A 12,893-nucleotide genomic window follows, 5' to 3' on the forward strand; every position below is an offset into this window, starting at 1 on the left:
AATCTATAGAACCAACTTGTAACAATTTTTTTTGACAGATATGGCAATAAATAGTCGTACTCCTATAAGTAGTTTACTATCCAAATTATTAAAAGATACACTAACCACATCACAGATACAGGATATAGCTAACAAATACCATGTTCATTACAACACAATTATCAATATAAGAGACAGAAGAAAAAAAGACCCAAATAAGCAGATACTCAAAGAAATGATACGAATGGCAATTTCTCATCAAAAGCAAACTATTGAAACTAGCAAAGTGCTTTTAGATCAATTAGAAAAAGAACTTGAAAAATTAATGTGAACCCCAAATTAATAGCGTCATGAAAACAAATACCAAACCTACTGTAGCGCCAGACCGATTTAAGGTATATGAGGAAACCGTATTTAACTATTTGTCTATCGCTCCTCAGCTTTTTAACACTTGTGTAAAAGAACATAGAGGCTACGCATTTCTTCTACGTGTCTGGATAGAAGAAAAATATACCAATGGCTGCACGGCTCTAGAGGTTTCCGAAATGATTAAAAGGTCAAAATTACGTATAGAAGCTATAAAAATGGGGAAGCCTCTTTACATAGCAGTATAAATATTTAAGGTCTTTAACAAAAAAGGAACGCAGGAGTAATTAGCATATTACATTAAGTTGAGTTTGTGTACATACCCCCCATTATGCGCTACAAGATTACTCCTGTACCTTTTTAATATAATTTTTATGCTTCCAGATCATATAAACGATATCCCACCAGAAGTACTATATACCATACTAAAAGTATTAGGTATCGATATTGGTGAATTTATGTATAACCTACTAAATGATAGCCCACAAGAAATCATGACCTATACCAAAATATATAGCCTGTATAACATGCGAGAACAATAATGAGAAATGAAAAATGGAAAATGAAAAATGAATAATGAGTCAGGAGTCAGGAGCTTAAAGTATAAAGTATTATGTATAAAGTAAATCATCTTAATACTCTGTACTCAATATATTTTTTTGTCTCAATGTTGATATGGGGTGCTTGAAATAAGTGGGTTAAACTTAAGTTCTGTTTGCCATAGATATGGTAGATAGTACCAATTGGGTTTCAAATGCCCCGATATCAAATGTAAAAGTAAAAAAGTTAGAGAATCGAAGTCAGAAATTACATCTTATTAGCAGACAACCTCACAAATTTATCGTAGACAAAGTAAAACACTATAAAACAAAAGCCTGTGAAGACTGTTCTTTGCAGTCACAGTGAACCACTAACAAAAAAAAGAATGCTTTATTAAAAGAACAGAATATCAAGAATATATAGATCAAAACAATGATAGAGTACTACAAAATACTACAGACAAAGACAACAAATCATTGCAAACTCAAGTTCTTTTTTATAAAAAATACATTTTTTCCTAAATCAAAAAAACAACTTCTATATATTTGAATCAATGAAATCGAGTTAATACACAGGCTAGCGTTCTCGGTAATTATCTATCACTTCTACTGTACTCCATAAAAATATTTTCACGGAAAACAGTGTGATGTAAATATTATTGCATATTTACATTTGTTTTAAAAGTCAATCACAATGAAATTATAGTAATGAAAAAAATAACAATATTTTCAATAGTATTTTTTATATCATATAGTATTAGTTCGCAAGAATTTATGAAAAAAATTCAATTAAAAGAGGGATTACTAAGTGATATAAAATACAATGACTTAAATATAACCCCTTTACTTCAAGTCTATAATGATGGAAATATTTCTCTTAAGGTTAAGATTAATAATGAGTCTATAGCTAACTTTCACATTAACTGCGATAATACAACAAGTGATAGTGAAAGAAAAGAATATTATACCAAAGTTTATAAGAATAACTTTCTAACTTTTAAGATTGAAAACAATAACAAATATCTAATCATAGAACAAGCGAAATTTGGGAAGGCATTTGCACTGTCGTCGAGTGATGGAGTTTTAACAATTAGTAATAAAGATGATTTAATAGAAATAGAAATTACTGATTATATACATGAATGGGGATACGATGCTCCTCCAGAAGATCCCAACAGGAATTATTTTACTGATGTACAATATACTTTAAAAGTGAAAGTAAAAAATGTTGTAAAAAATTTCTTGGTTTCTAGTGCTGAGCTGCAATCGAAGGGTAGTTTTTCTATTGACTTAGGGAGTTATAATATCATAATTCTATCAGATCAATTTGGCCATAAATCATCTTTAATTGAGATGATAATTGATAAAAAATAATTACAGTAATTTAATAAGGTCTATACTATAGAGTTAATAATTACTAAACCGATACCCCTTTGATCAAAGTGCTTTTAAAAGACAAAACATATAGCTATTGCTAACTTTTATCTAAAATGAAAAATCTATTAAACATATTAATAATTTTTGTAATAACCTCAATATCAGTCAATGCTCAAAACAAAATTAATACCATTAAAATATATGCTTTTAGAGACACGATAGTTTATGACACAATATATCCTCCCGAAGTTAATTGGGCGTTTTATAAAGTAGATATGAAAGAACAAACTATTCAATTCAAATCATTTAAAACAATATATAAAGGTGATTCTACTCCTGACTTAACTAATTTGCCAGCGTTATTTGAAGAAAATAATTATGACTGGTTTAAAATAGTAAATAAAAATAAAATTAAAGTACCCAGAATAAAACATAAGCGTAGAAAAAGAGTTTGGTACGATTTTGCAACTCCTAGTCGTATTGGAGGCAGTCCTCCAAAAATATTTTATATAAATGGAGATACACTAAAAGAAAAAAAGCATTACCGAAAATATGTTCTTGATAAAGATTTAACAAAAAGATTTAATCTATTAAAAATGTGATTTAAATTTTGAAAAACTGAAATAGGTTGAAAATTTGATGTTTCCGCCTATATATTTAATACGTACATAATATTTTAAGTAGAAAACAAAAGTTAACACAAGTAACCGTTGCACAACTCCTATTTTTGAATACATCACTATTTTTTTTTCATTACAAAAAAACTAGTACTGCAAATCAACTGAATACTATTTTGTAAAACAAAAATTATAGCCAATGGTTTTCTTAACCAATCGGTGCATTATCAATTTTACTCAAATCTTCAAAAATGTCAAAAATGTGGTCGGTAATATCCGTTATCCCAATAGTATTTAATCTCTTGATATGCATTTCTCTATACTTTTTTAAATAGTCAATATTTTTAAATAAGTAAGTTGATCCATAATGATTTGTACCTTCTGCGTATGTCCATATTTTCCATATAACCCCTTCTTCTTGAGCAATACTTTCTGCCAATTGTTTATTTCCGTCCATAAACTCTTGCGTAACAGGTCCGTCATACTTTAAATGCAAGTCCCATATTTTTTGTGTACTCATAATTTATTATTTTTTAAGGTTATCGATTTTGTTTCAATTTTACATAACTTAATATAGATAACAAGGTAAAGAATGCTGGATCCGACCATCCAAACCCATAAAATATTCCTTTGTAAATTGCATAGAGCGTAATGATTATACCCAAGACGTTTGTACATAGTAAACCTGTTAAGATTTTCTTTGCATAAACACTTTTCTCTTCTACATCTCTAAACAAAAGGCTAATAATTGCAATTCCTCCTAAAAATATTGTTGTGTGTTGTGATAGAAAAACGGCATATTTATCATTAAGTTCTAGCCCATAGTTTGGCCATAATAAATTTGGAATAAAGAATAATCCCAATCCAAAAACAGCGTAGATTATTCCGTGGATTGTTAAAAACGTTTTTGTGCTCATAATAATATTTCATTTTAATACTACAAAATTAAACAATGTAGTTTACTTTTGATACCGACTTACAAAAAGATATTGATTTCCTAAAGGAAACTATTTAATATTAAAAATGAAGATACAGCCCAAAGAACCTCTATCAGTAGAGTGTGTAAAACAATTACGAGCCATTAGTGATACAATGGAATTATTATCTGGCAAATGGAAAATACAAATAATCGGAACTTTACTTCGTGGTGGAACAATGCGATTTATGGAATTAAAAAGAGCTATTAAAGGAATTGCTGCAAAAAAACTATCTAGTGATTTACAAGAATTAGAAGTAAATAAACTGATAACTCGAACAGTAAAAAACACAAAGCCCGTTACGGTTGAATACACGTTAACCGAACACGGAAAAACTTTAGATAATTTAATCGGAGAGGTTATAGAATGGGGAATAAATCACAGAACTGAGATCATTAAAAAATAAAGTACTGTGTACAAAACACTAGTATCTGTTGCATAACTCCTAATATTGCTACAAAAATAACTAACCTTAAACCACTTATAACATTTTTGTATCTTGTCCTCTGCATATGATACAATTTATACTTAACAATCGGATCATCAAAACATCTGCTAATTCAGGTGTTACCTTACTCGATTTTATTCGAGAATATCAACAATTAAAAGGAACAAAAATTGGATGTCGCGAAGGCGATTGTGGTGCTTGTACCGTTTTGGTAGGAACTTCTGATGGAGACCATGTTACTTATCAAACGATAACCTCTTGTATTTCACCTCTGGGAAACGCAAACGGAAAACATATTGTTACTGTTGAAGGAATCAACTTACCTAAAGAACTAAATACTGTTCAAAAAGCAATGACAGATAATTATGCTACGCAATGTGGATTTTGTACTCCAGGTTTTGTAGTTTCTATGACAGGTTATGCTTTAGAAAGTAATAAAACAACAACATGCAACGATGCTATTAGCGGAAATATTTGCAGATGCACGGGTTATAAATCGATAGAAAAAGCAGGTTTTGAGATTGAAGAAAAGCTGCAACAAAAAGATGACAATCATAAAATTGAATGGTTGATTAACAAAGGATTTATTCCGAATTACTTTGAAACTATTCCGAATAAATTAAAAGAATTACAACCCAAAGTTTTTTCAAAAACTGGCGTAAAAGTTGCTAACGGAACCGATATCTATGTACGTCACGCAGATAAAATGGCAGAAGAAGATGTACATCTATTAGTTGATAAAACAGCTCTAAAAGGAATATCATTTTCTGAAGGTATTTGTACATTAGGAGCAAATACAACTGTTACAGAAATCGCTGAAAATAAGAAATTACAAACCTTGTTTCCGAAACTGAAACAGTTTTTAAAACTCGTTTCTTCTGAGCAAATTAGAAATATGGGTACTATTGGCGGGAATTTTGTAAACGCCTCTCCTATTGGTGATATGTCAATTTTCTTTTTAGCGTTAAATTCAACACTAACAATTCAAAAAGAAGATGAAACCGAAAGACAAATTGCATTTCAAGAATTTCATCAAAACTATAAAGTATACGACTTACAAGAGGGTGAAATTTTAAAAGAGATTTCTTTTAAAATCCCTCAAGCTAATCAGCATTACAATTTCGAAAAAGTAAGCAAGCGAACACATTTAGATATTGCGAGTGTAAATTCGGCAGGATTAATTTCAATACAAAACGGAGTTATTTCTGAAGCACATTTATCTTTTGGTGGTGTGGCTGCAATTCCTAAATATCTATACAAAACCAATGAATTTTTAAAAGGTAAATTGATCATTTCTGAAACCATTCACTTAGCAGAAAAAATATTGCAATCAGAAATATCACCAATAAGCGATGTAAGAGGAACTTCGGCATATAAAAGATTGCTAGCAAGACAATTATTCTTTGCTCATTTCATAAAATTGTTTCCTAATGATGTAGAACTTGATAAAATGATTACACTATGAAAACGATGAAGAATATAGATAGTTTTACACATGTAAGAGGAGAATCGTTATTTGTAGACGATTTAATGTTACGACAAGATGCTTTAATCGGGTTATGTTTCGATTCACCAAAAGCACACGGAAAAATAAAATCGGTAGATTATTCTAAGGCAGAAGCGTTGGACGGTGTGATAAAAATATTTACCTACAAAGATATTGCTGGCGAAAATCAAATCGGAGGAATTATTCCTGATGAACCACTATGGGCAGAAGATGAAGTCCATTTTTGGGGACAACCCATTGCTTTTATTGTTGCAAAAACAGAAGCTATTGCAAAAAAAGCAAGAGCTTTAATTACTATTGATATTGAAGAACTTCCTGTAATAACAACAGCAAAAGAAGCCAAAGAAAAAGAAAGTTTTATCAATGCTCCGCGTTCTTTTAAATTAGGGGATTCTGCTAGTACTTTTTCTGATTGTGAATATGTTTTTGAAGGAGAAACTTTTTCTAACGGGCAAGAACATTTATATCTCGAAACTCAGGGTTGTTATGCAATACCGCAAGAAAATGGAAATATAAAATTGATTTCTTCTACGCAAGGCCCAACAGCTGTTCAAAAAATTACGGCTAAAGTGTTGGGGGTCCCCATGCACAAAATTGAAGTAGATGTAATTCGTTTAGGTGGTGGATTTGGTGGTAAAGAAGATCAAGCAACTCCTTGGGCAGTTATGGCTGCTGTTGCTGTTCAACATTTAAATCGTCCCGTAAAATATATGTTGAATCGTCACGACGATTTACGAATGACGGGGAAACGTCATCCCTATTCTTCATTTTATAAAATCGGTTTAACCAAAGATTTAAAAATTAAAGCTTTTGAAGTAGAGTTCTTACAAAATTCTGGTGCCGCAGCAGATTTATCTCCTGCCATTGCAGAACGTACTTTATTTCATGCTACCAATAGTTATTTTATTCCTAATGTAAGTACAACCGTTTTTAGTTGTAAAACAAACTTGCCTCCAAATACGGCTTTCCGTGGCTTTGGTGGACCTCAAGGAATGTTTGTTATAGAAAGTGCTATTGCAGCATCTGCAGATCAAATCGGTGTTGATAAAAGAGAAATTCAGGAAGCTAATTTGTTAGCTGAAAATGATGAATTCTCTTACGGGCAAATCGCTACCGAAGTTCAAGCTCAAAAAACGTGGTTTTCTGCCAAAGAAAAATTTGAATTTGAAAAGCTTGAAGCTGAAGTTAAAAGTTTTAATCAAGAAAATAAAGTATACAAAAAAGGAATTTCGCTAATGCCAATCGCATTCGGGATTTCATTTACAAATACACCTATGAATCACGCACGAGCATTGATTCATATTTATCAAGATGGAAGCGTTGGGGTTTCTACTGGAGCTGTAGAAATGGGACAAAGTGTAAATACAAAAATGTTGCAAGTTGCTCAGCAAATTTTAGGGATTTCTCCAAACAAAGTAAAACTAGAAACGACTAACACAACTCGTGTTGCCAACACCTCTCCTTCTGCGGCAAGTTCTACTGCAGATTTAAATGGGAAAGCTGTTGAAATGGCGTGTAATTCGCTAATTGAAAGATTGACTAAAGTTGCAGCAGCAATGCTATCATCTGAAGAAAAAAGTATTAATTTTCAGAATGATTTTGTTTTTGTAGATGGTAAAAAATCATCCCTTTCTTGGGAAGAATTAATTACACAAGCAATGTTACAGCGTGTTGCTTTGTCTGAAAACGCACATTATGCAACACCAGTTATTCACTTTGATAAGTCGAAAGAAAAAGGGCATCCGTTTGCATATCATGTATACGGTACAGCCATTACAACCGTTACTGTAGATTGTATTCGTGGAAATTACGAGATTGATACTGTAAAAATTGTACACGATTTTGGCAAAACAATGAATTTAGGAATCGATATTGGGCAAGTTGAAGGCGCTTTGGCACAAGGAATTGGTTGGATGACGATGGAAGAAATTGCATATAATTCTGACGGAAAATTATTATCTAATGCTTTGTCTACTTACAAGGTTCCGGATATCTTTTCATCACCAAAAACAGTAGAAACTATCCCGCTAGAAGTTGATGGACATGAATTAGCGATTTTAAAATCGAAAGCCGTTGGCGAGCCTCCATTAATGTACGGAATTGGAACTTATTTTGCCATTCAACAAGCGGTTAAAGAGTTTAATCCGAATCATAAATTAAAATTCCACTCGCCTTTTACACCAGAAAAAGTGTTAATGGGATTATACGAGACTCCATAATGAGGTTTTAATATTCACGGATTCTAATGCATTAAAACTCTAAATATAATTTTATCAAACTACAATACACCAAACAAAACATCATTAAAGGCGCTATTATTTATAGTACCGGAGATGCTATTGCTGCACTTTTATTAAATGAGTTTTCTATTTATAGATTACTCGGGATGATTTTAGTTGGAGCAACTATTTACGCTTTTGAAATCCCTAATTATTTTTCTTGGATTGATAGGAAAGCAGCTAATTTAAACGGGGTCAAAAAAACATTGGCTAAAACCGGTTTGGCGATTGCCTATTTTAATCCGTTGTGGATTTTTAGACACTTGGCTTTTATCAAATTTTTCTCTGGTAATTATGAACAAATAAATAATAATGTATTGCTAATTGCATTTTGGTCATTTTTAGCAAACATCCTTATTTCGTTTGTTGCAAATTATTTGATACAAAACAAAATACGTTTAGATTGGCGATTTATGGCTAGTGCTATTTTCTCTGCGTTAATGGCGATTTATTATGCATTAAGCGAAACTATTTTTCAATGATTTTTTGGCAACACATATTAGAAAAACTTCAAGACAATCAAAAAGTGTATGTCTTAACCGTCATTGAAAATTTTGGAAGTTCTCCTGGCCGAAAAGGGTTTAAAATGCTGGTTGCTCAAGACGGGTTTATTTTTGGTTCTATTGGTGGCGGTGTTATGGAGTTTTCTTTGGTTGAAGAAACAAAACAGCTTCTAAAAGAAGGAATTGATAACATTTTTATTAAAAAACAGATCCATAAAGGAAATATAAAGGATGGTTCTGGAATGATTTGCTCTGGCGAGCAAACGGTTGCTTTTCATTGCTTAGATTCTCATCATATTTCTACAGTTCAAGGTATTCTTACAGGTATACAAAATGGCGAAAAAGGAACGTTGAGTTTAACTCCAGATTCCTTTTATTTTTCATACAAGTTTATAGAAAATCAGTTTGAGTATAAAATCAACTCTAATAACGATTGGTTTTTTAATGAACATGTTGGATATAAAGAAACTTTGTATATAGTTGGAGGTGGGCACGTTGGTGTAGCTGTCTCAGAATTATTTGTAAAACTTGGTTTTTTTGTGGTAGTTTTTGACAATAGAGAAAACCTCAACACCTTAAAAAACAATCATTCTGCACATCAAAAACAGGTTGTTGACTATGCAGACATCAGTAATTATATTCTGGAAGGAAGCTCAAGTTATGTAGCTATAATGACCAACAAATACACCGATGATAAATTGGCATTAAGTAAACTTATAGGAAGAAATTATACGTTTATTGGAGTTCTAGGTAGCAAAGCTAAACTAGAAACAATGTGGAATGTTATGTTAAAAGAAGGGTTTACCCAAGAAGAGTTAGATAGAATTTACGCTCCTATAGGCTTATCTATAAAAAGTGAATCTCCTGAGGAAATAGCCATAAGTATAGCTGCGCAAATTATTAAGATTAAGAATACAAACAACTAAATTTAACTTATTTCTAAACTCATTTTTGACTACCTTTCGCTAACGCTGAATATAATTCATTGAAACGGAATCATATTCGATACATTGTAGCACATTACATAAACACTCGTAATCCATTGAAAATTGATAATTATCATAGAAGATAAAGCTTTTCAATCATACTTTTGAGAAAATCGAATAAATGGAAATTCTAAAACTTACTGACAAGAATATTCAAGATGAACATATTTGTTGTGCGATAAGCGACAAGAAATGTAAAGAAGGGTATGAAAAGAAAAAAGAGTGGCTGAAAAAAGAATTTAAGAATGGCTACAATTTTCAAAAAATTGATGTTCGAGGAAAAGTATTTATCGAATATGTGCCGATAGAAAATTCTTGGCTTCCATTAATCGGGAAAAATTTTATGGTTATTAATTGTTTTTGGGTTTCAGGGCAATTCAAAGGAAAAGGAAACGGAAAAAAGCTGTTAGAACAATGTTTAGCGGATTCAAAAGAAATGGACGGAATTATTGCAATTTCGAGTGATAAGAAAAGATCGTTTATGACTGACCCAAAATTTCTAAAATACCAAGGATTTGAAATTATTGACGAGGCAAAACCTCATTTCAAACTTTGGGGGCTAAAAACAAATCCAAAAGCAGAATTTCCTAAAATTATGGAAAGTGCGAAATCAGGAAATTGCCCGAACAATAACGGAATTACAGCTTATTTCTCAAATACGTGTCCGTTTACGGAATTTTACACGAATGAATTATTGAGAGAATACGCAAAAAAGAAAAATGTTCCTTTGGAAATTAATCATATTAAATCTCAAGAAGACGGTCGAAATATGCCAATTCCGTGGATTATAAATAGCGTGTTTTACAAAGGAGAATTAGTGAGTTTAGAAATGAAAGTAGAAAGACATTTGGAAAAACTGATTGGATAAAAAACGTGCTACAACAACGGCTATAATTTATTGTGGCGGAATTTTCAGTGGAAAATTCCTACTTTTCTACCAGCGCTTGGTTACAGCGGAATGGTCCTCGCGGACAATTCCACAACGAAACCATAGCCCAACCGTTGTAGCCAATTTAGCCATGTCCCTTAACGAAATTTTGAAAAAATGAGAAATCGAATAAAAACAGTGCTATTGATTTTTGCAATCGGATTTACAAATCTAACTTTTGCAAAAGTTGAGATGGATACAATTACGAATTGGCAATTTTATAAAGACTCTCAACTATTATTCAAAAGTCATTTTCTTGACTCGAATAGATATACAGCAAAGATCAGTTCAACAGATAAATATGAAAACTTAATTCTTTCTGTTTTTTACGATTTCAATAATGACGTAATTGATAGAAAAATTGAATTCGTTAGCGAAAACAAAATCATTGCAACATATACAGATAAAAGTAATAGCCATTCTCAATTTAAAATACCAAAAAGTGAGATTGATAAACTTTTTTCTAAAAATTTGAACAAGGAAATATTTATAAAATACTCGGATGAAATCAATAAAAATGGATTTACAATTGGAATACTAAAATTGTTTACTACAAATTATACAAAATTATCAGTTCCAGAAATTAAGCAAATTATACAAAAAGCAATTGATTTACCTGAGTTACAGCAGTATTTTCATATTGACAAATTTCCAAACAAAAAACCTCTCATTCTTAAAGCGTTTGGTTTAATAAACCAAGAAAACATGAATGGAGTTCATAAATTCGATTTGAATATCAAAGTTTTAACCGAACAAGAAATTAAGGACAGAAATCTAACCGAATACATTGGAATAGCGGATTGGACTTGTATAATGGATAAATTAAGATTTCAATTATACTATCCAACAGAAGGAATAATGATTAACTATATTTTAAATAAAGATAATTCGGAATGGAAAATAGTTGAATCGATAATTATAGAACAATAAAATTACACTACAACAAGATGTAAACATCGCTATCAAGAGACTCGTTTTTACTATCGTTTCTAATTGCATCTCGATACACGCTCGTTCCTCACGTACTCGATGTGACGTAGCGTTTGTGTTGTGACATAGCGTGTTAGACCGTCTGTTCGAGTGGTTTTTCGTAATGTAATGGAGAAAAATTGTATCGAGAACCCATCATATTATCATGTTATCGTTTTTAATTGCGTCTCGATACATTTTTTCTACGCTATGCTTCAAAAAAACACTCGACGTGACGTAGCGTGTTAGCTAAAGAGAGGATACCGAGAACCCATCATATTATCGTTTTCAAATGCATCTCGATACACGCTCGTTCCTCACGCACTCGATGTGACGTAGCGTTTGTGTTGTGACGTAGCGTGTTAGCCCGTCAGTTCGATTTCTATGACAATACCAAACGGTTTTCATAAAAAGATTTGTTTTTTATTAATGCCATTGCGATATGTATTAGTTTGTTTCTAACAGCATTGAGTACACTCATTTTGTTCTTACCTTCTTCTACTTTTCTCAAGTAAAAATGTTGAAGATCGTTATCCATTCTTACTGCTCTCATAGCTGCCATTTGAAGCACGGATTTAAGTTGCATATCCGCCATTTTTGATACTCTTGGTTTTGTCTTTAGACTTGTTCCACTTTGTTGTTCGAATGGAACAACGCCAGCAAAACAAGCTAGTTTTCTCGGATTAGTCAATCGCACAAAACCATCAGTTTTCACAGCTAAAGTCCAAGCTGTAACTGATCCTATTCCTGGTATAGTTCTGATACGTTCTATGTCCTTTTTCAAAACAGAATCATTAGCTATCTCCTCTTTAATCAATTTTTCTATAGCCGCTATATGTTTATTAATCTGCTCAATTTCTTTTAAATTGATTTTCATTGAGGAACTTATTATTTTAGTCCTTTTAACTGTTTTAAGCTCCTTATTTTGTTGTTTAATAGCCTGTCTAGTTTTTACCTTATGTCTACGTTGACTCATCAGTATTTTTATATTTTGTACAGCCTCACTTATGGGCTTCCAGCAATCAAAATCTTGATAGTTCCTTTCAATAAAAGTAGCAATGCGCTTAGCATCAACTTTATCATTCTTACCACGAACTAAACCGATGCTTCGTTTAATGTGCTTAGGATCGATCACATAAACATTAAATGAATAATCCTTCAAAACTTCATATAAATTATAATTATAAAGACCAGTATTTTCCATTGCAATAAAGATCTCAGCATCTAAAGTAGTTATCTGCTTAAAGAGTTTTTTAATCGCTTTGATTTTATTTTCAATCTTAAAGAATGCTTCTGATTTCTGATCAACTAAACAAATATCTAATGTTTTTTTACTAATTTCAATTCCTAAATAAATACTTTTCATAATTTTACCTCTCTGAATGAAAAGAGCATTTTCATCATAACTCGACTCCTTG

At 31.6% G+C, this 12,893-nt stretch carries 15 protein-coding genes; 12 read left to right on the forward strand and 3 right to left on the reverse strand.

The genetic code is table 11. The features are described from left to right. Positions 1-40 precede the first annotated feature (40 nt). The 5 genes from ATE84_RS18520 (at position 41) to ATE84_RS18540 (ending at position 2,863) form a co-directional block, all read left to right on the forward strand. Positions 41-310: a hypothetical protein gene (locus tag ATE84_RS18520; protein ID WP_101449372.1), complete on the forward strand. Its 270-nt coding sequence runs from the start codon at positions 41-43 to the stop codon at positions 308-310. Positions 311-329: 19 nt separating this feature from the next. Beyond that, the gene (locus ATE84_RS18525; protein ID WP_101449373.1) at positions 330-593 is read left to right on the forward strand and encodes a hypothetical protein; all 264 of its coding nucleotides are present in this window, start codon (positions 330-332) and stop codon (positions 591-593) included. A 126-nt stretch (positions 594-719) separates the two neighbouring features. After that, positions 720-887 (forward strand): hypothetical protein, encoded by a 168-nt coding sequence (locus ATE84_RS26305; protein WP_158237296.1) that lies wholly within the window; start codon positions 720-722, stop codon positions 885-887. 705 nt (positions 888-1,592) lie between these two features. Beyond that, positions 1,593-2,258: a hypothetical protein gene (locus ATE84_RS18535; RefSeq protein WP_101449375.1), complete on the forward strand. Its 666-nt coding sequence runs from the start codon at positions 1,593-1,595 to the stop codon at positions 2,256-2,258. 116 nt (positions 2,259-2,374) lie between these two features. Then, the gene (locus ATE84_RS18540) at positions 2,375-2,863 is read left to right on the forward strand and encodes a hypothetical protein (RefSeq protein WP_101449376.1); all 489 of its coding nucleotides are present in this window, start codon (positions 2,375-2,377) and stop codon (positions 2,861-2,863) included. Positions 2,864-3,086: 223 nt separating this feature from the next. On the opposite strand, the gene ATE84_RS18545 is transcribed toward ATE84_RS18540, so the two are convergent. Further along, on the reverse strand, positions 3,087-3,398 hold the full coding sequence (locus tag ATE84_RS18545; protein WP_101449377.1) for a monooxygenase: 312 nt from the start codon (positions 3,396-3,398) through the stop codon (positions 3,087-3,089). A 19-nt stretch (positions 3,399-3,417) separates the two neighbouring features. Continuing rightward, positions 3,418-3,795: a hypothetical protein gene (locus ATE84_RS18550; protein WP_101449378.1), complete on the reverse strand. Its 378-nt coding sequence runs from the start codon at positions 3,793-3,795 to the stop codon at positions 3,418-3,420. 106 nt (positions 3,796-3,901) lie between these two features. Between ATE84_RS18550 and ATE84_RS18555 the strand changes: the two genes are divergently transcribed. From ATE84_RS18555 to ATE84_RS18585, 7 genes are all read left to right on the forward strand, one after another. Further along, complete coding sequence (locus ATE84_RS18555) at positions 3,902-4,261, forward strand: helix-turn-helix domain-containing protein (protein ID WP_101449379.1); 360 nt, start codon at positions 3,902-3,904, stop codon at positions 4,259-4,261. A 106-nt stretch (positions 4,262-4,367) separates the two neighbouring features. Further along, on the forward strand, positions 4,368-5,768 hold the full coding sequence (locus ATE84_RS18560) for an FAD binding domain-containing protein (protein ID WP_101449380.1): 1,401 nt from the start codon (positions 4,368-4,370) through the stop codon (positions 5,766-5,768). Continuing rightward, positions 5,765-8,029 (forward strand): xanthine dehydrogenase molybdopterin binding subunit, encoded by a 2,265-nt coding sequence (locus tag ATE84_RS18565; protein WP_199176895.1) that lies wholly within the window; start codon positions 5,765-5,767, stop codon positions 8,027-8,029. The genes ATE84_RS18560 and ATE84_RS18565 overlap by 4 nt, the downstream gene beginning before the upstream one ends. A 167-nt stretch (positions 8,030-8,196) precedes the next feature. Beyond that, positions 8,197-8,571: a hypothetical protein gene (locus ATE84_RS18570; protein WP_199176896.1), complete on the forward strand. Its 375-nt coding sequence runs from the start codon at positions 8,197-8,199 to the stop codon at positions 8,569-8,571. Beyond that, on the forward strand, positions 8,568-9,518 hold the full coding sequence (locus tag ATE84_RS18575) for an XdhC family protein (RefSeq protein WP_101449382.1): 951 nt from the start codon (positions 8,568-8,570) through the stop codon (positions 9,516-9,518). The genes ATE84_RS18570 and ATE84_RS18575 overlap by 4 nt, the downstream gene beginning before the upstream one ends. Before the next feature lie 181 nt (positions 9,519-9,699). After that, a complete protein-coding gene (locus ATE84_RS18580; protein WP_101449383.1) occupies positions 9,700-10,446 on the forward strand; it encodes a YoaP domain-containing protein in 747 nt (248 codons plus the stop codon). A 177-nt stretch (positions 10,447-10,623) separates the two neighbouring features. After that, entirely contained in the window at positions 10,624-11,436 is an 813-nt protein-coding gene (locus ATE84_RS18585) for a hypothetical protein (RefSeq protein ID WP_101449384.1), read from the forward strand. Between the two features lie 421 nt (positions 11,437-11,857). Here ATE84_RS18585 and ATE84_RS18590 read toward each other — a convergent pair whose 3' ends face one another. Further along, positions 11,858-12,841 (reverse strand): IS110 family transposase, encoded by a 984-nt coding sequence (locus tag ATE84_RS18590; protein WP_101449385.1) that lies wholly within the window; start codon positions 12,839-12,841, stop codon positions 11,858-11,860. Positions 12,842-12,893: the final 52 nt, after the last annotated feature.

This window comes from Aquimarina sp. MAR_2010_214 (assembly GCF_002846555.1).
GTDB lineage: Bacteria > Bacteroidota > Bacteroidia > Flavobacteriales > Flavobacteriaceae > Aquimarina.